Annotated in this window: 27 protein-coding genes and 1 riboswitch; of the genes, 20 read left to right on the top strand and 7 right to left on the bottom strand. The window is 29.5% G+C overall.

Annotated elements, in window-relative coordinates; translation table 11 throughout:
- Positions 1-111: 111 nt before the first annotated feature.
- Complete coding sequence (locus ACTTBO_RS03535) at positions 112-1,077, top strand: hydroxyacid dehydrogenase (protein WP_440656430.1); 966 nt, start codon at positions 112-114, stop codon at positions 1,075-1,077.
- Positions 1,078-1,121: 44 nt separating this feature from the next.
- Here ACTTBO_RS03535 and iolE read toward each other — a convergent pair whose 3' ends face one another.
- Positions 1,122-2,024: a myo-inosose-2 dehydratase gene (iolE, locus tag ACTTBO_RS03530; protein ID WP_440656429.1), complete on the bottom strand. Its 903-nt coding sequence runs from the start codon at positions 2,022-2,024 to the stop codon at positions 1,122-1,124.
- Between the two features lie 138 nt (positions 2,025-2,162).
- Between iolE and iolG the strand changes: the two genes are divergently transcribed.
- Genes iolG through ACTTBO_RS03515 form a run of 3 tightly spaced genes read left to right on the top strand, consistent with a single transcriptional unit; the run spans position 2,163 to position 4,940 of the window.
- Complete coding sequence (gene iolG, locus ACTTBO_RS03525) at positions 2,163-3,164, top strand: inositol 2-dehydrogenase (protein ID WP_440656428.1); 1,002 nt, start codon at positions 2,163-2,165, stop codon at positions 3,162-3,164.
- Position 3,165: 1 nt separating this feature from the next.
- Complete coding sequence (locus tag ACTTBO_RS03520; RefSeq protein WP_440614594.1) at positions 3,166-3,906, top strand: ATP-binding cassette domain-containing protein; 741 nt, start codon at positions 3,166-3,168, stop codon at positions 3,904-3,906.
- Positions 3,903-4,940 (top strand): ABC transporter permease, encoded by a 1,038-nt coding sequence (locus ACTTBO_RS03515; protein ID WP_262589493.1) that lies wholly within the window; start codon positions 3,903-3,905, stop codon positions 4,938-4,940. The genes ACTTBO_RS03520 and ACTTBO_RS03515 overlap by 4 nt, the downstream gene beginning before the upstream one ends.
- Here ACTTBO_RS03515 and ACTTBO_RS03510 read toward each other — a convergent pair whose 3' ends face one another.
- Positions 4,941-5,960: a LacI family DNA-binding transcriptional regulator gene (locus tag ACTTBO_RS03510; RefSeq protein WP_440656427.1), complete on the bottom strand. Its 1,020-nt coding sequence runs from the start codon at positions 5,958-5,960 to the stop codon at positions 4,941-4,943.
- A 142-nt stretch (positions 5,961-6,102) separates the two neighbouring features.
- On the opposite strand from ACTTBO_RS03510, the gene ACTTBO_RS03505 reads away from it, so the two are divergent.
- The 4 genes from ACTTBO_RS03505 (at position 6,103) to ACTTBO_RS03490 (ending at position 9,864) form a co-directional block, all read left to right on the top strand.
- Entirely contained in the window at positions 6,103-7,107 is a 1,005-nt protein-coding gene (locus tag ACTTBO_RS03505; protein WP_440656426.1) for a substrate-binding domain-containing protein, read from the top strand.
- Positions 7,108-7,181: 74 nt separating this feature from the next.
- Positions 7,182-8,036, top strand: coding sequence for an SDR family oxidoreductase (locus ACTTBO_RS03500; RefSeq protein ID WP_440656425.1), 855 nt, complete (start codon positions 7,182-7,184; stop codon positions 8,034-8,036).
- Between the two features lie 19 nt (positions 8,037-8,055).
- The gene (locus tag ACTTBO_RS03495) at positions 8,056-8,898 is read left to right on the top strand and encodes an amidohydrolase family protein (protein WP_440656424.1); all 843 of its coding nucleotides are present in this window, start codon (positions 8,056-8,058) and stop codon (positions 8,896-8,898) included.
- A 3-nt stretch (positions 8,899-8,901) separates the two neighbouring features.
- The gene (locus ACTTBO_RS03490; protein WP_440656423.1) at positions 8,902-9,864 is read left to right on the top strand and encodes an aldo/keto reductase; all 963 of its coding nucleotides are present in this window, start codon (positions 8,902-8,904) and stop codon (positions 9,862-9,864) included.
- Positions 9,865-9,899: 35 nt separating this feature from the next.
- Here the strand turns inward: ACTTBO_RS03490 and ACTTBO_RS03485 are convergent, their stop codons facing one another.
- A complete protein-coding gene (locus tag ACTTBO_RS03485; protein ID WP_440656422.1) occupies positions 9,900-10,739 on the bottom strand; it encodes a phytanoyl-CoA dioxygenase family protein in 840 nt (279 codons plus the stop codon).
- A gap of 33 nt (positions 10,740-10,772) precedes the next feature.
- Between ACTTBO_RS03485 and moaA the strand changes: the two genes are divergently transcribed.
- The 8 genes from moaA to ACTTBO_RS03445 are packed head-to-tail and all read left to right on the top strand — an operon-like array spanning position 10,773 to position 15,191.
- Positions 10,773-11,765 carry a GTP 3',8-cyclase MoaA gene (gene moaA / locus ACTTBO_RS03480; protein WP_440656421.1) on the top strand — a complete coding sequence of 331 codons (993 nt, stop codon included), beginning with the start codon at positions 10,773-10,775 and terminating at the stop codon, positions 11,763-11,765.
- Position 11,766: 1 nt separating this feature from the next.
- Positions 11,767-12,312 carry a cyclic pyranopterin monophosphate synthase MoaC gene (gene moaC / locus ACTTBO_RS03475; RefSeq protein WP_440656420.1) on the top strand — a complete coding sequence of 182 codons (546 nt, stop codon included), beginning with the start codon at positions 11,767-11,769 and terminating at the stop codon, positions 12,310-12,312.
- A 5-nt stretch (positions 12,313-12,317) separates the two neighbouring features.
- Entirely contained in the window at positions 12,318-12,587 is a 270-nt protein-coding gene (locus ACTTBO_RS03470; protein WP_440656419.1) for a molybdopterin biosynthesis protein MoeD, read from the top strand.
- On the top strand, positions 12,587-13,039 hold the full coding sequence (locus ACTTBO_RS03465; protein WP_440656418.1) for a molybdopterin synthase catalytic subunit: 453 nt from the start codon (positions 12,587-12,589) through the stop codon (positions 13,037-13,039). The genes ACTTBO_RS03470 and ACTTBO_RS03465 overlap by 1 nt, the downstream gene beginning before the upstream one ends.
- On the top strand, positions 13,026-13,931 hold the full coding sequence (msrP, locus tag ACTTBO_RS03460; RefSeq protein WP_440656417.1) for a protein-methionine-sulfoxide reductase catalytic subunit MsrP: 906 nt from the start codon (positions 13,026-13,028) through the stop codon (positions 13,929-13,931). Before ACTTBO_RS03465 ends, msrP begins: the two co-directional genes overlap by 14 nt.
- Positions 13,931-14,515, top strand: coding sequence for a sulfite oxidase heme-binding subunit YedZ (locus ACTTBO_RS03455; RefSeq protein WP_440656416.1), 585 nt, complete (start codon positions 13,931-13,933; stop codon positions 14,513-14,515). The genes msrP and ACTTBO_RS03455 overlap by 1 nt, the downstream gene beginning before the upstream one ends.
- A complete protein-coding gene (locus ACTTBO_RS03450) occupies positions 14,508-14,753 on the top strand; it encodes a DUF1244 domain-containing protein (RefSeq protein WP_440656415.1) in 246 nt (81 codons plus the stop codon). Before ACTTBO_RS03455 ends, ACTTBO_RS03450 begins: the two co-directional genes overlap by 8 nt.
- Positions 14,754-14,774: 21 nt before the next feature.
- Positions 14,775-15,191 carry a YqaA family protein gene (locus ACTTBO_RS03445; RefSeq protein WP_440656414.1) on the top strand — a complete coding sequence of 139 codons (417 nt, stop codon included), beginning with the start codon at positions 14,775-14,777 and terminating at the stop codon, positions 15,189-15,191.
- Here ACTTBO_RS03445 and ACTTBO_RS03440 read toward each other — a convergent pair.
- The gene (locus ACTTBO_RS03440; protein WP_440635035.1) at positions 15,172-15,672 is read right to left on the bottom strand and encodes a molybdenum cofactor synthesis domain-containing protein; all 501 of its coding nucleotides are present in this window, start codon (positions 15,670-15,672) and stop codon (positions 15,172-15,174) included. The genes ACTTBO_RS03445 and ACTTBO_RS03440 overlap by 20 nt on opposite strands.
- Before the next feature lie 14 nt (positions 15,673-15,686).
- Here ACTTBO_RS03440 and ACTTBO_RS03435 point away from each other — a divergent pair, with 14 nt between their 5' ends.
- From ACTTBO_RS03435 to ACTTBO_RS03425, 3 genes are all read left to right on the top strand, one after another.
- Positions 15,687-16,433: a sulfite exporter TauE/SafE family protein gene (locus ACTTBO_RS03435; RefSeq protein ID WP_440656413.1), complete on the top strand. Its 747-nt coding sequence runs from the start codon at positions 15,687-15,689 to the stop codon at positions 16,431-16,433.
- Between the two features lie 36 nt (positions 16,434-16,469).
- Complete coding sequence (locus ACTTBO_RS03430) at positions 16,470-17,060, top strand: putative 2OG-Fe(II) oxygenase (RefSeq protein ID WP_440656412.1); 591 nt, start codon at positions 16,470-16,472, stop codon at positions 17,058-17,060.
- Positions 17,061-17,151: 91 nt separating this feature from the next.
- A riboswitch (SAM riboswitch) is annotated at positions 17,152-17,214 on the top strand.
- A 7-nt stretch (positions 17,215-17,221) separates the two neighbouring features.
- Positions 17,222-18,127, top strand: coding sequence for a homocysteine S-methyltransferase family protein (locus tag ACTTBO_RS03425; protein WP_440656411.1), 906 nt, complete (start codon positions 17,222-17,224; stop codon positions 18,125-18,127).
- Here the strand turns inward: ACTTBO_RS03425 and ACTTBO_RS03420 are convergent.
- Both ACTTBO_RS03420 and ACTTBO_RS03415 read right to left on the bottom strand, forming a co-directional pair.
- On the bottom strand, positions 18,120-19,001 hold the full coding sequence (locus ACTTBO_RS03420) for a DMT family transporter (RefSeq protein ID WP_440656410.1): 882 nt from the start codon (positions 18,999-19,001) through the stop codon (positions 18,120-18,122). The two genes, ACTTBO_RS03425 and ACTTBO_RS03420, sit on opposite strands and share 8 nt — an antisense overlap.
- Positions 18,998-19,480, bottom strand: coding sequence for a YbaK/EbsC family protein (locus ACTTBO_RS03415; RefSeq protein WP_440656409.1), 483 nt, complete (start codon positions 19,478-19,480; stop codon positions 18,998-19,000). The genes ACTTBO_RS03420 and ACTTBO_RS03415 overlap by 4 nt, the downstream gene beginning before the upstream one ends.
- A gap of 140 nt (positions 19,481-19,620) precedes the next feature.
- Here ACTTBO_RS03415 and glnA point away from each other — a divergent pair, with 140 nt between their 5' ends.
- Positions 19,621-21,027, top strand: a complete 1,407-nt coding sequence (gene glnA / locus ACTTBO_RS03410) for a type I glutamate--ammonia ligase (protein WP_440656408.1) — start codon at positions 19,621-19,623, stop codon at positions 21,025-21,027.
- Between the two features lie 7 nt (positions 21,028-21,034).
- On the opposite strand, the gene ACTTBO_RS03405 is transcribed toward glnA, so the two are convergent.
- Entirely contained in the window at positions 21,035-21,205 is a 171-nt protein-coding gene (locus ACTTBO_RS03405; RefSeq protein WP_428080472.1) for a hypothetical protein, read from the bottom strand.
- Positions 21,206-21,265: the final 60 nt, after the last annotated feature.

Raw genomic sequence — 21,265 nt, 5'->3', positions numbered from 1 at the left:
CTAAATTTATTTTAATAAGAAAATAATTACAACTTTTTAAAAAACTATTTTACATTGTTAAATATTTTTCGTATTAGAAAAGCCTTCAACAGAAAAGCTTAAATAAAAATTATGAGTAATAAAAAGAAAATTCTAGTTATCCAAAAAGTTCATGATAAAGGCATGGAATTAATTAATAACCATCCAGATTTTGATGTAGAGGTAACTGACGATGTTTCAGTAGAAAACTTAAAGGCTAAAATAAAAGATTGTGATGGTGCTTCAATTAGAATAGCAAAACTACCAGGTGAGGTAATTAACGAAGCAAAAAATCTTAAAATAATATCTAGACATGGAGTAGGCTACGATAATATTGATTTAAAAACAGCTAAAGAAAGAGATATCAAAATTGCTATTACAGCTAATGCAAATGCAGTTACAGTTGCAGAGCATGTTATGTTTGTCTTACTTAATATTGCAAAAAGAAGAGAGCTTTATCATACGACGGTTAAAGAAGGTAATTTTAAGGATAGAAATAAATTACCCAAAACTATTGAAGTATGGAAAAAAAATTTCCTAATTATGGGATTTGGTAGAATAGGTAAAGCACTTATTAAAAGATGTTTAGGATTTGAAATGAATGTATTCGTCTATGATCCATTTGTAGATAAAGATACAATAGAGAAGCTTGGTGGAAAAAAAGTTGATAATCTTGAAGAGGCAGTAAAAACAATGGATGTAATATCTTTACATTTGCCTTTAACTGAAAAAACAGAAAATCTTATTAATTATGATTTACTTAAAACTATGAGGAAAAACTGTATCATCATTAATGCCGCTAGAGGTGGAATTATTCATGAGGAAGATCTTGATAAGGCTTTAAATGAAGATTTAATATTTGGAGCAGGAATTGATGTATTCAAACAAGAGCCACCAGAAAATGATAATCCTCTTTTAAAAAATGAAAAAGTTTACTTAAGTCCACATACAGCAGCATTTACTGATGAATGTATGACAAGAATGGGAGTGGAAACAATTCAAAATATAATTGATTATTTCGATAATACATTGGAAAAATCAAAAATTGTAAGACTATAGTAAAAGATTTAATCTAAAAATTTAGATTTATTATTTATTGAAAATTAACTTTTATAAATCTCAATACCACTAAGATTTAAAGTTTCAGTTAAATACTTGTAACCTATTTTTGCATATTCAAATGGATTTGCTTTTGCAGGATCTTGTTCTGCCTCTACTACTAACCATCCAGAATAATTTTTTTCTTTCAGCACATCAAATAAAGGCTTGTAATCAATACATCCATCGCCTGGAACTGTAAATGCACCTTCTAAAAATGCCCCTCTAAAACTTAAGTCTTCTTTTAAAGATTTTTCTAAAACATTTTTTCTAATGTCTTTACAATGCATATGAATTAATCTTTCACTAAAGTTGTTTAATATTTTTAATGAGTCTCCCTGAGCAAACAACATATGACCAGTATCTAATGTAAGTTTTACACTATCATGAGTGTTCTCAAGTAATCTTACTGTATCTTCTTCTGTCTCTATTACGGTTCCCATATGATGGTGGTAAGCAAGCGGCATACCTTCATCCTCAAGATATTTTCCCATTTCAGAAATTTTTTCATAATATTTTTTACACTCTTCAAGATCCATTTGAGGTCTTGTAGATAATTTTTGATTTGGATCTCCTTGAATTGAGCCAGACACTTCAGCAAAAACCATACATGGTGAATCACAATCTTTAAAAAGTTTTAGTTGATCTTGAATGAGATTTTTTTCTTCATCAACACTATTTGTTCTTAAATTAGCTCCATACCAACCTGAGCAAAGATTTAATTTAAATTCGTTAAGCTTAGGTATTAATTCTTCTGATTTTTTTGGAAATTTACCACCAGACTCAATTCCAATAAACCCTGCTTGACTAGCTTCAGATAAACATTGTTCTAAAGAAGTATCACCACCCAATTCTGGCATATCATCGTTACTCCAAGCAATTGGTGCTATTCCTAATTTTACTGACATACTAATTATTTAAAAAGTTAAATTTATTTTTAAATTATGATGTTTTGTGCATCAAGAAAATTATAATTTAATTTGATGTTTAATTCATCATTTAAAAATGTTTCTTGATTTTATTTTTTAATTCTGTTCTATATTCTTATGCTTAACTTTTCTTTAATGGGAGCAGGACGAATTGGAAAAATGCATGCTAAATTTATTGCAGCACATCCGAATGCAAAATTAAAATATATATATGATGTTAATTCAGAATTTGCTAAAGAAGTATCAAAATCAACAGGATGTTCAATTGCATCTTCACCTGAGGAAGCAATAAATTCAGATGATGTAGATGCAGTTCTTATCGCTTCAGCTACACCAACACACACTCAATTTATCACAATGGCTGCAAAAGCAGGAAAAGCAATTTTCTGTGAAAAGCCAATTGATTTAGATATCAATAAAGTAAATGAATGCATGGAAAATATAAAGGGAACAAACGTTCCTATTCAAATCGGCTTTAATAGAAGATTTGATGCAAGTCATGCAAAAGCTAAACAAGCAAGAGTAAAAAAAGAAATTGGTGAATTAGAAATGGTTGTTATTACAAGTAGAGATCCTGAGCCCCCAGGGATAGACTATCTAAAAGCTGCAGGAGGATTTTTTAGAGATACAACTATACATGATTTCGATTTAACTAGATTTATTTTAGGGGATGATCCTGTAGTTCAGATATCTGCATTTGGAGGTGCTTTGTTTGATAAAAATTCACAGAAAGAAAAAGATCTAGATACAGCAATGTTTATTCTAAAATCAAAAAAAGGAGTTTTAATCCATATTAATAACTCTCGAAGAGCAGTTTATGGATATGACCAAAGAGTAGAAGTGTTTGGAAGTAAAGGTATGGTAATTTCAAACAATCAAACCCCGACTTCTTTAGAAAGATACACAAGTACATCTACAAATGAAAAAGAACCCATACATTTCTTTTTTATTGAAAGATATGAGCAAGCTTACAGAGATCAATTTAATGAGTTTGTAAAATGTGTTGAAGATAAAACAAAACCATTAGTAGGATTTGAAGATGGTAGAAACGCTTTAATAATAGCTAATGCAGCATATGAATCATTTGAAAGTGGCAAAGTTGTAGATGTAAAATTCTAAAATGAGCATTCTTTCTTTAAATAATATAGAAAAAAATTTTGGAGCCATACAGGCTTTAACAGGGGTTAGTTTTGATATTAAAGAAGCTGAAACTGTAGGATTAATGGGTGATAATGGAGCAGGTAAATCTACACTACTAAAAATAATAGCTGGTAATTTTAAACCTTCAAATGGTGAAATAAAGTTTGAAAATAATACTGTGTCATTTGAAAAACCAATAGATGCAAGAAAATCTGGTATTGAGGTAGTTTATCAAGACTTAGCTCTTTGTAATCATTTAACTGCAGCATCTAATGTTTTTCTAGGTAGAGAGATACAAAAAGGTATTTGGCCATTTAAGTATTTGGATTATCCTGCAATGTTTAAAAAATCCTCTGAATTATTTGAGGAACTTAAATCCGAAACTCGACCAAAAGATTTAGTTATGCAAATGTCTGGTGGACAAAGACAGGCTGTTGCTATTGCAAGGACAAGACTTACAAATCCTAAATTAGTTTTAATGGATGAACCAACAGCAGCAATTAGTGTTAGGCAAGTTGCTGAAGTATTAGATCTTATAAAAAGATTAAAAGATCAAGGAATAGCAGTGATGTTAATTAGTCACAGAATGCCAGATATATTTGAAGTATGCGACAAGCTAGTAGTATTAAGACGAGGTGAAAAAGTTTGCGAAAAAAATATAAAAGATTCTTCTACAGAAGAAGCTACAGGCTTAATTACAGGAGCAATAGATAGAGTATGAGTTCAGTAAAATTTAATCAGGAAATAATCTCTAAGACTGAAAAAAATTTATTACAAAAACTTGTTTCTGAACAATCTTTTTGGGTAACAATAGCTTTATTTGGGATTTGTTTTATTATGTTTTTTGTAGAAGATGCTTTCTCTAGCAAAGATAATCTTTTTAATATTACACGAAACTTTTCTTTCATCGGAATAATGGCAATTGGAATGACATTTGTGATTATTACTGCTGGGATAGATTTGTCTGTAGGGTCAATAATGGGTGTTACAGGAGTTATATGTGGTTTATTTTTGGATGCTCAATTTTTACCTGAATGGTATTCCAAAGCCTCATATTTTGAAGGAGTTTATGTTTGGGTATCAATAATTTTAGCTTTACTTGCTGGTACATTAATTGGTGCAGTAAATGGATATCTAATTGCTTATGTTAAACTTTCTCCTTTTGTAGTCACTTTAGGAATGATGGCTGCTGCAAGAAGTTTAGCTTTAGTAGTCTCAAACAATAAAATGTTTTATGAATTTGGACCTAAAGATGAAATGTTTTATGAAATTGGAGGAGGTTCAATGCTAGGTCTTGCTAACGCAACTTGGTTATTAATATTTCTTACGATAGTTATGGGTTTAGTATTGAAATATACCTCATATGGCAAACATGTTTTTGCGGTTGGTAGTAATAAAAAAGCTGCTGAATTATCTGGAATTAATACGAGATGGATTGAAATGTCAGTCTACATGATCAGTGGACTATTTGCTGCAATTTCTGCTGTTATGATAGTTGGATGGATGGGCTCTGTAACTAATGCTTTAGGTTATACTTATGAATTAAGAGTTATTGCAGCAACAGTTATTGGTGGTGCTAACTTAATGGGTGGTGTTGGTGGTACTTTTGGAGCATTTATTGGTGCTGCATTAATGGAAACAATTAGAAACAGTCTTCTAATGGCTGGAATTGACCCTTATTGGCAAGGAACATTTTTAGGAATATTTATCGTAGGTGCAGTTTGGTTAGAAAAAGTTAAGAATAAAAAGAATTAGTTAATAAACTTTTTTATCCATACAATTATATCTATTGAAAATTAATATATCTGAAAAAAAAGAATTTTGATTATCTGGATTTTTCTCAAAATCTAAAATTTTATCAAATGCAACTTTGATTTCTAATTCAACATCGTGGCCTATAACAAAATCCATTTTATCATTTTCTAAAAGATTTTTAGAATTTTTATTTAGTTCATGACCTACAAATATAATATGATCTTTTACATTCATTTCACTAATTGCTTTAGCGACACCTAAATTTCCTCCAGCAATATTATAAATTCCTAAAGGTGGTCCATTTTCTTTAATATATTTTTTTACATATTTATAACTTTGTTCCGATGTATCTAAATTGAAAACACTTTCTTTGATTTTAAGATTTGGAAATTCTGATCTTAATACTTTTCTAAAACCCAGTTCTCTTTCCTGTTGACATCTATATGGCATACTCATGACCATCAAAATTGAACCTGATCTTTTACCAACATTTTTTCCAATTATACTTGCAGCAGTCGATCCTGCATTAGATTGATTGTTACCAATATAAGCTACTCTGTTCGAATTTGGAAAATCAGTTGTTAATGTAATCACAGGTTTTCCTTCACTCGCAATTTTACTTAGCTCGTTATTTATATTTTGGTCCTCTTGTGAAACTATAATCACTGCATCAAAATTTGAAGTTTCTCTTAAAATTTTAACAAATTGACTGGGTTTAAATTCTTTTGCAGGAATAAAATGTTTTATTAAATTAAACTTATAAATTTCATTATTAATATTATCTAAGCTCTCCTCAAGAGTCTTATTGTATGAAGGTCCTGATTGACAACAAATTAAAATATTTTTAGTTTGATTTGTATTGTTTCCGTTTTGAAGGTTATTTAAAATTTTTATAATTTTATCTTTAGTTTTTTTACTCACCCCTTTTCTGTTATTTAAAACTCTATCTACAGTGGCTGTACCATATCCTGATTCCTCAGAAATTTTCTTAATAGAGACATTTTTCCAATGATTTTTCATATAAACATCGTAACATTTATTGATGTAAAATCAATCATTTGATGTATCACTTTTTAGTTGAATAACATCATTTTACTTGAAACGTAAAAACATTCTAAATAGTATCTGTTTATTAAATTAACTAACTAAGAGAGAGAGAAATATGAGAAAAACAATAATTGCAATGTTAGCATTTATTTTTGTATCAATTTCTGGAATTTCATATGCAGCTGATAAAGTTTTTGCATTAGTTCCAAAAGCTATGAACAACCCGTTTTTTGATTTAGCGAGAGATGGTTGTAAAGTTGCTGAGAAAGAAATTGGCGGGATAGAATGTTTATACATTGGACCTGGAGAACATACTGAACAAGAACAAGTGCAAATTGTTCAAGATTTAATTGCTAAAGGTGTTGATGGAATTGCTGTTGCATCTTCTAATGCGGCTGCAATGGCAAAAGCTGTTAAAGGAACAGATATTCCAATCATTACTTGGGACTCAGATCTTTTAACTAAAGATGCTGGTTTAAGAGCAGCTTATGTCGGAACAAAAAACTATGACATTGGTGTATACCTTGCTCAAATTGTTATGATGTTAAAACCTAACGGTGGTGAAATTTGTATACAATCTGGTGGTGCTGCAGCTGCAAACCACAATGAAAGAATGTCAGGTATAAGAGATACTATTGCTGGAAGAGCAGACTCAGGAACTTATCCTAGTGCGGCTCTTAAGGGTGAAAATGGATGGACTGAAGCTAGCGGATGTCCTCTGTACACGAACGATGATTTCCCTCTTTCTGTTCAACAAATGGAAGATATCTTTGCAAAACATCCAAACCTAACAGCATTTGTACCAACAGGCGGTTTCCCTCAATTCGTATCTAAAGCTTTCAGAAGAGTTGCTGAAAAGCATGCAGATAGAATTAGTTCTATGAAAACTGCTGTTGTAATTGCAGACACTCTTCCAATGCAAATGGAAGATTTAGATGCTGGAAGAACTCATGGTCAAGTAGGTCAACAGCCATATATGATGGGCTATAAAGCTATGTATGTTCTTAAAGACATAGTAGATGGTAAAGCATTAAAATTTGACAACCCATCACTAAAAGCAATCTATACAGGTCTTGATGTTTGTATGAAGCCAAACATTGGATCTTGTATTGCAGGATAAATTCATTATTCTTCTTAAAAGTTTCTAAGCCCAATTTTATATTGGGCTTAGTTATCTGTATAACTTAAAATTTTATGACTAAAAAATATATATCTGATCAAGCTAACCAGTTTAAAAATAAAATAATAATTGTAACAGGAAGTACTCAAGGTAGTGGAGCTGAGACAGCAAAATTGCTTGCAAGTAGAGGTGCTAAAGGCGTAACTATCTGTGGTAGAAATAGCGACAAAGGAAACAAAGTAAAATCTGAAATAGAAAGTATAGGTGCGGAATGCTTATACGTTCAAGCAGATTTAGAAAAACTTGAAGATTGTAAAAAAATAGTTTCTGAGACTGATAAAAAATTCAACACTGTAGATAGTTTTATTAATGTTGCTGCTTTTACAGAAAGAGGAACGATCTTAAGCACTACAGAGGAAAATTATGACAAAAATTTTAATGTAAATGTAAAAGCTCCTCTTTTTATGATGCAAGATGTTATAAAAATAATGATTAGAGATAAAAAAAAAGGAACTATTGCTCATATTTTATCAATGGCTGGATATAGTGGTATGCCTTTCTTAACTGCTTACAGCTCTTCTAAAGCAGCATTAGCTATAATGATTAAAAATGTTGCAAATTCAGTATCTGGGCACCAAATAAGAGTGAATGGTGTAAATTTAGGTTGGACAGATACGCCAGCAGAAACAGTAATTCAAAAAAAATTTCATAATGCAGATGATGACTGGTTAAAAAAAGCTGAAGCCAAAGTTCCATTTAAAAGATTAAACAAACCTTTGGATGTTGCTAAGATCTTAGCTTTCTTGTGCTCAGATGAGTCGGGTATTATGACTGGAAGTATTGTTGATTTTGATCAAACAGTTGCAGGATGGCATTCTTATTCAGCATATGACACTAAGATTTTAGATGAAAGCATTTTGGGAGAGTGAACCTAATTTATAATAACTTATGAAAGTTATTGATTCACATCAACATTTTTGGGATCCTTCAAGGGGTGATTATCATTGGATGCCAAAAAACAATCCAATATTAAATCAAAAATATGAAGTTAAAGATTTAATTCAGGTTTCTGACTCAATAGATTTACACAAAACTGTTTTAGTTCAAGCTGCAGCAACTAATGCAGAAACTGAATATATGTTAAATATTGCCGAAGGTTCTGATTTAGTTTGTGGAGTTATTGGTTGGGTGAATTTTGAAGACCAAAATCAATTAGAACAATTAAAAATTTTCTCAAAACATCCTAAATTTCTTGGAGTAAGACCTATGATACAAGATATTCCAGATGAAAATTGGGTTTTAAATAAAAATTTTGATACTTTTTTTAAAAATATAATTAATTTAGATTTAAGCTTTGATGCACTAGGATTTCCAGTGCACTTAGAAAATTTTTACAAAATTGCTACAAAATATCCTTCTCTAAGATTTATCATAGATCATTTAATGAAACCAAAAATCTGTAATAATAAACAAGAAGAATTTATTCTTTGGCAAAAAGGTATGAACAAATTATCTAAGCTAGAAAATGTATATTGTAAATTTTCTGGAATGGTCACAGAAGCCTGTGAAAATTGGACTGAGCAAGATCTAAAACCATATGTAGATGAGATATTAAATCTATTTACTGATAAAAAAATTTTATGGGGATCTGATTGGCCTGTCTGTAACTTAAGAACAAATTATTCAGGATGGTATAATGCAGCAACAAATTTACTTAAAGATTTAAGTATAGATGAAAAACAAAACATCTTTTATAATAATGCAAAAAAGTTTTATAAACTTAAAATATAATTTATGAAAAAAAATAAAATCAAAAATACTGGTGTTGAAGTCACTGAATTGAGTTTTGGAACCTCCTCTTTAGGTAGTATGCCAGATACTTACGGTTATGAAGTACCTGAACAAAGAGCTCAGGAAACGCTAAAAAGATTTTTTCAAGGCCCAGTAAATTTGCTTGATACTTCAAGAAATTATGCAATGGGAGAAAGTGAAAAAAGAATTGGTATAGCAATAAAAGAAAATGGTGGATGGCCAGAAAACTTTGTTTTATCAACTAAAATCGATAGAAATATGGATACATTAGTTCTTGATAAAAAAAGAACAAGGGAGTCTGTTGAAGAAAGTTTAAAAGCTTTAAACGTTGATTCTGTAGATGTTTTATTTCTTCATGACCCAGAATACGTAAAAGATATAAATGACGTAACTAAAAAAGATGGGGCATTGGATGAATTGTTTAAAATTAAAGAAGAAGGTTTGGCAAAAGCAGTTGGTTTAGCTATGGGAAGAATAGATATTATGTTCCCTATCTTAAGAAAGTGGGACTTTGATGTCATAATAAATCACAACAGATATACTTTGTTAAATAGAGAAGCAGATGAAATGTATAGCTATGCTCATAGTAAAAATATATCTATTTTCAACGCTGCCCCTTACGCGGGTGGTGTTTTAGCAAAAGGTCCAAGTAATTTTAAAAAAATAACTTACCAAGACGCTACTGAAGAAAAACTTGCACCTGCTAGAGAAATAGAAAAAGTTTGTAAGAAATATAATGTTGAAATGGGTGCTGCAGCTTTACAATTTTCTATGAAAGATAAAAGAATAACATCTACTATTTGTGGTGTTACTAGCGTTCAGAGTATTGAGAAAAATATTTTATGGGCTGAAACAGATATTCCAGAAGAATTTTGGAATGAAGTTTTAAAATTACCTTACTCAACTAAAGATCCAGAATCTGAGAGAAAATATACTCCAGGTTAAACTTTAAAAAAATTTAAGACAAATAGATTTTATTATTAATTTGAATTAATTTCATAAAGAGTTGGAAACATTTTACCACTTAAATCATCACCGTTTTTATATCCATTAGCTTCCATAATTGATCTTTCTTCTCTAGCCCAATCACCTCTATAAATTATTTTTGAATTTTCTTTCGCCATTCTAAGTGTAAATCTATTTATATCTGATTTTGGAGTAGTTTCGTGTAAAGCTCCATGCAAAGTTCTAATATCAAAATATACACAATCTCCTACTTCTAAATCCCATTCTAAAAACTCATAATTTTCTTTATTAGAAATTATATCTGGAGTTAATTCATACTTAACACCATTCACAACTCCTTCTGCTCCATCAACTTTATGGCCGTCTTTAAAACGAGTTCTTAGAAATAATTTATCCCACAAATGAGAGCCTTTTATCCAAGCTATAGAGTCTTCTTTTTTTACTGGTTCAAGAGGTATCCACAAAACACACATGGAACCTTCAAAATCAAAATAAGAAATATCATGATGAAATGGTGGTTTAGATGTAGAGCCAGCTTCTCTAAAAAACCAATTATCCATTACTAAATTAATCTGCTTAGCATCTAGTAATTCAGAGGCAATTTTAGCTGTAGGTGAATTAAAAACAAAATTCTCAAATTCTTTATGTAAGTTCCATGTCCAAAAATCCTCTAAATAACAAGGTAAATTTGGATCTATGGTATGATTAGTAAACCTGGGGCTTGGATTATTTTTTGCTTTATTTATTCCAGATCTTAAAAGCTCAATCCATTTGATATCAAATTTATTTCTTAAAAATACCGCTCCATCTCTTTTAAATAGTTTGATCTCATTATCATTTAAAATTTGACTCATAGATTATTTAAGAAATAATACTCAATATATCATATGAATATTCTCAAAGATAGTTTTGGACGGAGGTTTCCATACATAAGATTGTCAATATCTGATGTGTGTAATTTTAAATGTGGCTACTGTTTACCCAATGGTTATAAAATTGATAAAAGTGATAACAGAACCTTTATCACTAAAGAAGAAATTGGAAGACTTGCAAAAGCTTTATCAGAATTAGGTGTATCTAAAATAAGATTAACTGGAGGAGAACCTACAGTTAGAAAAGATTTTTTGGATATAATTAAAATAATTAAAAAAAATTCAGGTATTAAAAAAACTGTAATCACTACTAATGGATATCACTTAGATAGAATTGCAGATGATTTAAATGAAAGTGGTCTTGATGGCATAAATATAAGTATTGATAGTCTTGACCCAAAAACTTTTAGAAAAATTACAGGACATGATAGATTAAATGAGATTTTAGAAGGAATAAAAAAATTACAAAAATTAAATTTTAAAAATATCAAAGTTAATGCAGTTCTTCTTAAAGGAGTTAATGATAAAGAAGAAGATTTTAAAAGTTGGGCTAATTTTATAAAAAATAATCAAATTGATTTTAGATATATAGAATTAATGCAAACTGGAGACAATTTAGATTATTTTAATCAGTATCATGTGTCTGCAAATAAATTTACAGATTATTTAAAAAATAATAATTGGGTAATTCAAACATTTGGTAAAGATGCTGGTCCTTCCAAGAATTATATAAATCCTGAATACAAAGGAAAATTAGGTGTTATTGCACCCTACTCAAAAGATTTTTGCAAGAGTTGTAATAGACTGAGAATAACTGCCAAAGGTGATTTAAGATTGTGTTTATTTGGAAATACTGGAATAAATATTAGACACTTGATGCAAAGAGATGACCAAACTGAAGAACTAAAAGATTTAATTTTGAAACAATTAAATTATAAAAAAGAGTCTCACTATTTAGAAATAGGAGAAACAGGATTAACAAAAAATCTATCAACAACAGGTGGATAAGATGAAAAATTTAAAGATTGTAACTAACAACGATTTAAAAAACTGGGCTAAAGAAATTTTTGAAAAAAATTCATTTAAAATGATTGATGTTTCTGAAAAAAAAGAAACATTCCGTAGAGCTTTGGCATCAGGAAAAATTTATGTTGGCAAAAAGGTATTTGAACTTATTAAAAGTAAAAAGATGCCTAAGGGTGATCCAATTACTTTAGCAGAAGTTTCGGCAGTATTAGGTGTTAAAAAAACAAGTGAATTAATACCTTTGTGTCATCCTCTTCCAATAGATCATACGGCTACTAAAATCATAATGAATAAAGAAGATAGTTCACTAGAAGTATACTGTGTGGTTTCCGCTTATGCCAAAACAGGTGTAGAGATGGAAGCAATAATGGGTGTAAATGCAGCTCTGATTACAATTTACGATTTAAGCAAAATTGTAAATCCTCATTTAAAAATAGATAATGTAAAATTATTAATTAAAGAAGGAGGAAAAACTGGATTATGGAAAAATCCAGATGGACTTCCGAACTTTTTAAAAGATTTTTTCTAAACTTTATGAAAGTTAAAATTGAGTTGTTTGGAGCTGCAAGAGATTTTAATGACCAAAATTTATTAGAACTAGATCTAGGTCAAAAGACAACAATCAAGGATATAAGAAATAAAATAATTCAATATGTAGATCAGAAATTTAATGGAAATGAATATTATATAAAAATCATTAACTCTTCAGCTTTTTGTTCAGAAAAAAATAATATTGTTAGCGACAATTATAAAATCACAAATAATGAAAAAATTGGTATTATTCCCCCAATTGGAGGAGGTTAATGCTTCATACTGACATTGTAGATAGTAAAGTTAAAAAATTATCATTAATTGATGCTGAAAAATTTATAGCATCTAATGATTTTGGAGCTTCATTAATTTTTAGTGGGACAGTTCGTAATCAAAATAATAATAAAAGTGTTTTAGGTATTACATATGACAGTCATGATGCTTTGGTAATAAAAAGTTTTGAGGAAATTTATAATGAAGCTGAAGAAAAACTAAATATAAACAATAAGAGTGTTTTTATTGAACATGCCAAAGGTTACTTAAATTTAGGAGAAATTAGTATTATTATAGCAGTTGCATGTAAGCATAGAGATGAGGCTTACGTTCTATCAAGATATATAATAGAAGAAATTAAAAAAAGGTCTCCTATATGGAAAAAAGAACATTACACAAATAATCAAAGTGATTGGCTAAAAGGAAATCCTATTATTCATGAAAAAAATTAAGTATTCAGAAATTACACCAGAGAAAATTTATAAAAATAGAAGATCATTTATTAAATCTCTTGGGTATGGTGCAAGTTCTTTAGCATTAGTCACAATTCCTTTTGCAAGTCAATCTCAAGCTGATGATAGGAATGAACTTACAAGCTTCAAAGACATAACAACTTATAATAATTATTATGAGTTCGGTACTTCAAAGAGTGATCCTTATGTTAATTCACAAAATTTTAAAACATCACCATGGACACTAAGTATTGAAGGGGAAGTTGAAAAACCTATCAAAATTTCTATGGAAGAAATAACCGAAACATTTGTATCTGAAGAAAGAATATACAGATTAAGATGTGTAGAAGGATGGTCAATGGTTATTCCATGGATGGGTTTTTCGCTAAGTAAATTATTGTCAAAAGTAAACCCAACTAGCAAAGCAAAGTATGTTGAATTTGAAAGTGTTTATGATCCTGAACAAATGAAAGGTCAAAGATATCCGGTTTTGAACTGGCCTTATAAAGAAGGATTAAGAATTGATGAAGCAATGCACCCTTTAACTACAGTTGTGACTGGTTTGTATGGTAAAAAGCTTCCAAATCAAAATGGAGCGCCTCTGAGAATATTTATCCCTTGGAAGTATGGTTTCAAAAGTGCAAAAGCAATTGTTAAGATAAAATTTGTAGAAAAAATGCCAACTTCATCATGGATGTGGGCATCTCCACGAGAATATGGATTTTACTCTAATGTTAATCCTAATGTAGATCATCCTAGATGGTCTCAAGCAACAGAAAGAATAATTGGTAAAGATATTTGGGTGCCAAGAGTAAAAACATTGATGTTTAATGGTTACGGAGATGAAGTTGCAAATTTATATACAGGGATGGATCTAAAAAAATATTTTTAATGAGAAAATATTTTAAACCAGGTGTATTTATTTTAAGCACAATTCCATTTTTATTAATTTTTTACAAAATATACTTCAATAAACTTGGGCCAGAACCTGTAAAAGAAATTACTCATTTTACTGGAGAGTGGACTTTAATATTTATCTGTCTAACATTAAGTATGACGCCACTTAAAAGGCTAACTAATTTAAATATTTGGATAAGTTTTAGAAGAATGTTGGGATTGTTTGTTTTTTTTTATGCATCTCTTCATCTCCTTACTTACGTAGGTATAGATTATAGATTTAATTTACAGCCGATAATTGATGATGTTCTGAAAAAAAAATACATCTTTATTGGATTTGCAGCATGGGTATTACTACTTCCATTGGCAATTACATCTTCTCAAATGATGATGAAGTTGCTTAAAAACAATTGGAAAAAATTACACAGATTAATTTACGTGATAGCGATATTTGGAGCTCTTCATTATATATGGTTATCTAAAACAATTTTTTTTAGACCATTAGTATATTTGGTAATAATACTTGTTTTACTTGCTTTAAGAATTAACATTAAAAATAGGAACGTAAATTATGGATGATAATCTAAAAAAAGAAATTCAATCAGCTACACTTGAAAGATTAATGAAACATTTAGATGAAAGAAAAGACGTTCAAAACATTGATTTAATGAATTTAGCTGGATTTTGCAGAAATTGTTTGTCTAGATGGTACAGAGAAGAAGCTGAAAAAAAAGGAGTAGAAATATCAGATCCTGATGCAAAGCAACATATTTATGGAATGCCCTACTCTGAATGGAAAGAAAAATACCAAAAATAACTTTCTATTCAATTCAAGTTAATGTTTGCTTATTTAAGTCTATTTATTGTTTCATTTTTAGCAGCAACAATACTTCCTTTTTCATCAGAGGCTATATTAGCAACTTATCTGTTATCAGAAACATATAACAAATTTTTTTTAATATTTATTGCAAGTTTTGGAAATATTTTAGGATCTATCTTCAATTGGTTTCTAGGAATTTATTTCTTGAAATTTCAAGATAAAAAATGGTTTCCTTTTACCAACACACAAATTGATAAATCATCCAGGTGGTTTAAAAAGTATGGTAAATGGTCTTTGTTATTTGCGTGGGTACCAATTATTGGTGATCCACTTACTTTTATCGCTGGAACGATGAGAATTAAATTTTTAATTTTTTTATTTCTTGTAAGTTTTGGAAAAATAATGAGATATTTTTTTATTTCTCTTTTAGTCTAGGAAACAATTCGACAAAATTACAAGGTTTATGATTAATATCTAATTGATGTTTAAGGATACCGTCCCAAGCATCTGTTACTCCTCCTGAGGATCCTGGTAAGGCAAATATGTATTTACCATTTGATAGAACTGCACAAGCTCTAGATTGAATTGAAGACGTACCAACTGTTTTTAAACTAATAGTCCTAAAAACTTCACCAAATCCTGGAATATGTTTATCTGCTATTTCATCAACAGCTTCAGGTGTAATATCTCTTCCAGTTAAACCTGTGCCACCAGTTGTAATGATAACGTCAATATCTTTATGACTAGTCCAATCTTTTAAAATTTTAACTATATCTGCTTTATTATCTTTACAAATTTTTCTATCAATTAATTGATGATTGGCCTCTTTAATTTTTTCAACCAAGATCGCACCAGATTTATCGTTATCAATTGTTCTTGTATCTGTTACAGTTAGTAAAGCTATATTTACAATCATAAATAAATTTTTTAATGATTATACTTACAATATTTTTTTTTATAACTGCAATATTATATTCAAGTATAGGATTTGGTGGTGGCTCCACTTATCTTGCTTTACTTTTAATTTGGGATGTTCCTTACTATATTTTTCCAATTTTAGCTTTAATTTGTAATATTATTGTAGTTTCTGGAAATTCTATAAATTTTTTAAAATCAAAAAATATTAATTTTAATTTACTATATCCTTACTTAATTGGTTCTATACCTCTTGCTTTTATCGGAGCATCTATATCAATTGACAAAAATTTATTTGAAATTTTACTTTTCTTTATTTTAATATTAGCTGGAGTTTTTTTACTTATTGAAAGCAAATCCTTTAACAAAAAAGAAATTCTTATTAAAAAAATACCCTTGATTTTCTCAATATTAATAGGATCAATAATCGGTTTTGTATCTGGTTTGGTTGGAATTGGTGGTGGGATATTTTTAAGTCCTATTTTATTTTTGATGAAAGCAGGATTTCCAAGGCATATAACAAGTACTGCATCTTTATTTATTTTAGTAAATTCAATTTTTGGTATAGGTGGACAATTAACAAAGGATATAGTCTTCAACGAATTTTTAAATTACTGGCCACTATTTATTGCTGTCTTAATTGGTGGCCAAATTGGAAGTTTTTTAAATATAAAATTCCTATCTAACAAAATATTAGCCCTAATGACTGCATGTCTAGTAATTTTTGTAGCTATAAGAATGGGCATAACACTTATTGCATAAGTTGAATTAATTATTTTTTGATATATTTAATCTCTGATGAAAAATTTTAAACCATTTGGGCCTTCAATAGGAAAATCTAAAATTTCTAAAAAATTTTTAGAAAAACTTAACAATGAAGTTGATACAAAAATATTCTCAAAATCAAATGATTATAGTTCAAAATTAGCAAGTCAAATTAGAAAAGAAGTTCAAATTTCTAAAAGTTTTATAAAAAAAAATTTGGAAAAAGAATTAATAAAAAATATTAAAATTTTTCTAACTAAAGAGCATATTAAAAAAATTAAAGAAATTAGAATTTTAAACCTGTGGGTCGTTAGCCAATATAAAAATGAGTATAATCCTATACATTATCATGAAGGGGACTTATCAGGTGTTGGTTATTTAAAAATTCCAAAACATATGACAAAAAATAAAAATGTTAAAAATAAAAAAATAAGAACAAATGGAACAATTGATTTTATAAATGGACAAAGAGCTTTTCTTTCAAAAAGTATTTTTAATTTGATACCAAAAACAGGCGATCTTTTAATATTTCCAAACTACTTAATGCATACAGCCTACCCCTTTAATATTGAGGAAGAAAGAAGATCGTTTTCTTTCAATGCTAAAATAATTTTTAATAAATAATTTACAAATTTTAATAATATTATATAAATCTAGTTGCCGATTTGATCCTATTGCGGGCATAAACTGCTAAAATGGAAATTCCCAATAGATCTAATTAGCAAGGTAGTTGAACTATATTGTGCACCTGCATGTAGCTTAAGCACTAAAAAAGTGAGGATAAAATGAATAAAGATTTTTTTAAAACAACAAAAATTTTAGATGGTGGAATGGGTCAAGAGTTATTGGCCAGAGGTATGGAACCTAAAGGAACTTTGTGGAGTGCAAATGCTTTAATTGAGGAAAAATACCACAACTTAATACTTAATATTCATAATGATTTTATTAAATCGGGAGCTGATGTAATTGTAACTACAACTTTTACAACCAGAAGAAAAAGATTGAGAGAAAATGGAATAGAAGATCAATTTAAATTCTTAAATCAGAAAGCCTGTGAAATTGCACAAAAAGCTAAATTAAATAATCCACATATTAAAATTGCAGGAGGACTCCCGCCTCAAGATTTGACATATGAAGAAGACAAGAGAAGTGAAAAAGAAATCACAAACGATCATTCGGAATTAGCAGAAATACTAAACCCTTCAGTAGATTTTTTCTATTTTGATGTCTGGAGCAGTATCAAAGAAATTAGATGCGGAATAGAAGCTATTAAGAAATTTAATAAACCATACTTAGTTGGGGTTCATATTTCTGAAGGTAACTCTTTACCAAGTGGAGAAAAAATTTCTGAAATTAATTCAATAATTACTGAAAATTGCCTAGGAGTAATTCTAGCATGTGTTTCGCCTGAAAATTATGAGAATAATTTAGATGAAATTCAAAAACTTAAAGTTCCATTTGGTTTCAAATTAAACGGATTTGTAACAACTAAACCAAAAGGTGGTTATACTTCTCAGTATAAAGAAAATGATGGATCTAACCCCAATAGTTTTTTAGGTCAAAGAAAAGATTTAGATCCTGAAAAAATATCAATGTTTGCAAAAAAATTTAGAGAAAATGGAGCAACTATTCTTGGAGGATGCTGTGAAACTCGTCCTTCTCATATAGAGGCAATAAAAAATACTATTTAACTTTTGTACCTTTTTTTACAAAATAGATACCTATAACAACTGCTATCAACGAAATTATAACTTTAGTAGTAACCAATTCTTTTAAAAAGATATAACTTAAAATAGTACCAAATATTGGAATTAGATAAGATACTTGAGATTGAAAAATTAAACCATTGTTAATTAAAATTCTAAATCTCAATAACCAGGCAATTCCAGTAGATACCAAACCAAGATAAATAACTGAAATAGTAGAATCTAATCTTGGAACAGTTTTCCAAGGTTGTTCAATCAAACATACTAAAGGTAATAATATAATAGTAGCCCAAATCAAAATTGAACTGGTAACATTTTCATTTTTTTTCTTGCTAATTTTAAGTGTTAAAAGACCTCCAATCACATAACAGGTAGATCCTAACAAAATTAATAATGCTGAAGTAAAGTTATTTTCATTAATTAATAAATTATCTGAAAATAAATAAACTATTCCTGAAAATCCTATTAAAATTCCAATTGTCCTAGTTAAATTAAATTTTTCATTTTTAGTAAAAAAATGTCCTAGAACAGTTGAGCTTAATGTAGTCGTTGACATTAAAATTGCTGCCAAGTTACTTTGAACAGATTTAACGCCATATGCTATTAAAAAAAACGGAGCTACTAAATTTATAAATCCAATCATTGCAAACCAATGCCAATCTTTTGAAAATGCCTCGATTTTAATTTGTTTGTAAAAGCAAAGTAGTAAAACTGGAATTGAACCAAAAAAAACTCTTAGAAATGCAATCGTAACAGGTCCAAACGAGTAGGTTGCTATTTTAATATTAAAAAAAGCAGATGCCCAAATCAATGCTAACAACGTTAATAAACTATAATCAATTAGTTTTGGTTCTCTCATTCAATAATATCTTCTGGTGTTCCGTTTGTTATTTCAATTAACTTATTATAATTTATTTTGAAAACAGCATTTGGATGTCCAGCTGCACCAAATATATCTGGGAATCTTTCAAGACTTTTATCAATAAAGATTTTACATCGCTTCAAGTGCCCTACTGGAGACACTCCACCAATTGTATATCCAGTGTTTTCTTTAACTGCCTCAGGAGATGCCATAGACACATCTTTTTCATTGAGAATTTTTTTTAACTTATTTAACGAGCAACGCTTGTCTCCAGATACCAAGCTTAATATATAGTTGTCACCTGCCCTAAAAAGTAAACTTTTAACAATAGCACCAACGTTGCAACCCAAAGCTGTAGCAGCATCATTGGCCGTTCTTGCTGTTTTTTCTAAGACGATAACATTTAAATTTTGATCAAATGTTTTAAGAGCTTTTTTTGCCCTTTTTACCGGTTCTTTATTTAGTATTGATTCCATTGAATTTATAAAATTCCCTAATTTGATTGAGTAGATACACTACTTATGTAAAAAATGCATAGGTGTTATTTATTAAATAAGCATTATTTTTTAACTTTTTTTTGCTAATTAAGCTCCATCAAAATTACATAGGAGACAAAATGAGTGCAGAAAACGTTTTAAAATTTATGAAAGAAAAAGAAGCAGAATTTGTGGATCTAAGATTTACTGATCCAAGAGGAAAACTTCAACATTTAACTATGGATGCATCAATAGTGGATGCCGACATGCTTAATGATGGAGTGTTTTTTGACGGTTCATCTATTGCTGGATGGAAGGCAATTAACGAATCTGACATGATTTTAAAACCTGATACTGCAAGAATGTTCATGGATCCTTTCACGTCTCATAATACTGTAGTTTTGTTCTGTGATATTTTAGATGCAATCAAAAAAGATCCTTACGAAAGAGATCCAAGAGGAGTTGCAAAAAAAGCAGAGGAATATTTAAAAGCATCAGGTATTGGTGATAAAGCGTTTTTTGGACCTGAGCCAGAATTTTTTGTTTTCGACGATGTAAGAATTAAAAATGACATGAATGAAAGTGGATTTAAAATTGATAGTAAAGAAGGTCCATATAATTCAGGTAAAGAATATGAAAATGGAAATATGGGACATAGACCTCAAATCAAAGGAGGTTATTTTCCTGTGCCACCTGTAGATAGTGAACAAGATATGCGTGGTGAATATTTAAAAAATTTAAAAGAAGTTGGCATCAAAGTTGAAAAACATCACCATGAAGTTGCTCCAAGTCAACACGAACTTGGTATGTATTTTGGAACTTTAGTTGACCAAGCAGATAATGTTCAGCTTTATAAGTATGTAGTTCAAATGGTAACACATTCATTTGGGAAAACTGCAACCTTCATGCCAAAACCAGTTGCAGGTGATAATGGTTCAGGTATGCATATTCACCAATCTATTTGGAAAGGTGATACTCCTGTATTTTCAGGTGAAGCATATGCAGGACTTTCAGAAACTGCATTACACTATATTGGTGGAATTTTAAAACATGCTAAAGCGATTAATGCTTTTGCTAACTCTACAACAAATAGTTACAAAAGATTAATCCCTGGTTTTGAAGCTCCAGTATTATTAGCTTACTCTGCAAGAAACAGATCGGCATCATGTAGAATTCCAATTACTTTAAGTAAAAAAGGTGCAAGATGTGAAATTAGATTTCCAGATGCAGCAGGTAATCCTTACCTAACATTTGCAGCAATGTTAATGGCAGGTATCGATGGAATTAAAAATAAAATACATCCAGGTGAGTCTTTTGATAAAGATTTATATGAATTACCACCAGAAGAAGTCAAAGCTATTCCAACTGTTTGTGGATCTTTAAGAGAAGCAATGGAAAGTTTAGATAAGGATAGAGAGTTTTTAACTCAAGGTGGTGTATTTACTGACGACCAAATCGATGCTTATATAGCTCTTAAGTTTGAGGAAATTCATAAATTTGAACACGCACCTCATCCTGTAGAGTTTGAGATGTATTACAGTAGTTAATATTTAATTACTGTCTGGTTGTTGCAATTGTATCTTTGTTAATACCTTTTTTAACAACGTAATCTTGAGTACCGTTTGCACCGGTCTCAACTTCTTTACGTAAATCTTTAAAGAAAGTTCTTTCTTTAATTGTATCTTTTAGGTTTTTAACAAGATTTTTAAATTCAAATTTATTCATACCTAGATATATATATTAGGTATGCGTACGATGCAATACTGATATGCGTTAAATGGGAAT

Origin of the sequence: Candidatus Pelagibacter sp. HIMB1509, from assembly GCF_052047855.1 — a bacterium.
Lineage (GTDB): Bacteria > Pseudomonadota > Alphaproteobacteria > Pelagibacterales > Pelagibacteraceae > Pelagibacter.
Note: the sequence above shows the minus strand (reverse complement) of the source record. Positions and strands in the feature narration are given on the sequence as shown.

Bases quoted from the DNA above. Each gene is read 5' to 3' on its own strand.
- ACTTBO_RS03520 (WP_440614594.1), top strand. From the start codon at position 3,166: ATGAGCATTCTTTCTTTAAATAATATAGAAAAAAATTTTGGAGCCATA.
- ACTTBO_RS03470 (WP_440656419.1), top strand. From the start codon at position 12,318: ATGAAAGTTAAAATTGAGTTGTTTGGAGCTGCAAGAGATTTTAATGAC.
- ACTTBO_RS03435 (WP_440656413.1), top strand. From the start codon at position 15,687: ATGATTATACTTACAATATTTTTTTTTATAACTGCAATATTATATTCA.
- moaC (WP_440656420.1), top strand. From the start codon at position 11,767: ATGAAAAATTTAAAGATTGTAACTAACAACGATTTAAAAAACTGGGCT.
- ACTTBO_RS03515 (WP_262589493.1), top strand. From the start codon at position 3,903: ATGAGTTCAGTAAAATTTAATCAGGAAATAATCTCTAAGACTGAAAAA.
- moaA (WP_440656421.1), top strand. From the start codon at position 10,773: ATGAATATTCTCAAAGATAGTTTTGGACGGAGGTTTCCATACATAAGA.
- ACTTBO_RS03450 (WP_440656415.1), top strand. From the start codon at position 14,508: ATGGATGATAATCTAAAAAAAGAAATTCAATCAGCTACACTTGAAAGA.
- ACTTBO_RS03535 (WP_440656430.1), top strand. From the start codon at position 112: ATGAGTAATAAAAAGAAAATTCTAGTTATCCAAAAAGTTCATGATAAA.
- ACTTBO_RS03510 (WP_440656427.1), bottom strand. From the start codon at position 5,960: ATGAAAAATCATTGGAAAAATGTCTCTATTAAGAAAATTTCTGAGGAA.
- ACTTBO_RS03465 (WP_440656418.1), top strand. From the start codon at position 12,587: ATGCTTCATACTGACATTGTAGATAGTAAAGTTAAAAAATTATCATTA.
- ACTTBO_RS03485 (WP_440656422.1), bottom strand. From the start codon at position 10,739: ATGAGTCAAATTTTAAATGATAATGAGATCAAACTATTTAAAAGAGAT.
- ACTTBO_RS03420 (WP_440656410.1), bottom strand. From the start codon at position 19,001: ATGAGAGAACCAAAACTAATTGATTATAGTTTATTAACGTTGTTAGCA.
- ACTTBO_RS03505 (WP_440656426.1), top strand. From the start codon at position 6,103: ATGAGAAAAACAATAATTGCAATGTTAGCATTTATTTTTGTATCAATT.
- ACTTBO_RS03445 (WP_440656414.1), top strand. From the start codon at position 14,775: ATGTTTGCTTATTTAAGTCTATTTATTGTTTCATTTTTAGCAGCAACA.
- ACTTBO_RS03415 (WP_440656409.1), bottom strand. From the start codon at position 19,480: ATGGAATCAATACTAAATAAAGAACCGGTAAAAAGGGCAAAAAAAGCT.
- ACTTBO_RS03500 (WP_440656425.1), top strand. From the start codon at position 7,182: ATGACTAAAAAATATATATCTGATCAAGCTAACCAGTTTAAAAATAAA.
- ACTTBO_RS03455 (WP_440656416.1), top strand. From the start codon at position 13,931: ATGAGAAAATATTTTAAACCAGGTGTATTTATTTTAAGCACAATTCCA.
- ACTTBO_RS03405 (WP_428080472.1), bottom strand. From the start codon at position 21,205: ATGAATAAATTTGAATTTAAAAATCTTGTTAAAAACCTAAAAGATACA.
- glnA (WP_440656408.1), top strand. From the start codon at position 19,621: ATGAGTGCAGAAAACGTTTTAAAATTTATGAAAGAAAAAGAAGCAGAA.
- iolE (WP_440656429.1), bottom strand. From the start codon at position 2,024: ATGTCAGTAAAATTAGGAATAGCACCAATTGCTTGGAGTAACGATGAT.
- ACTTBO_RS03490 (WP_440656423.1), top strand. From the start codon at position 8,902: ATGAAAAAAAATAAAATCAAAAATACTGGTGTTGAAGTCACTGAATTG.
- ACTTBO_RS03430 (WP_440656412.1), top strand. From the start codon at position 16,470: ATGAAAAATTTTAAACCATTTGGGCCTTCAATAGGAAAATCTAAAATT.
- ACTTBO_RS03425 (WP_440656411.1), top strand. From the start codon at position 17,222: ATGAATAAAGATTTTTTTAAAACAACAAAAATTTTAGATGGTGGAATG.
- iolG (WP_440656428.1), top strand. From the start codon at position 2,163: ATGCTTAACTTTTCTTTAATGGGAGCAGGACGAATTGGAAAAATGCAT.
- ACTTBO_RS03495 (WP_440656424.1), top strand. From the start codon at position 8,056: ATGAAAGTTATTGATTCACATCAACATTTTTGGGATCCTTCAAGGGGT.
- ACTTBO_RS03440 (WP_440635035.1), bottom strand. From the start codon at position 15,672: ATGATTGTAAATATAGCTTTACTAACTGTAACAGATACAAGAACAATT.
- msrP (WP_440656417.1), top strand. From the start codon at position 13,026: ATGAAAAAAATTAAGTATTCAGAAATTACACCAGAGAAAATTTATAAA.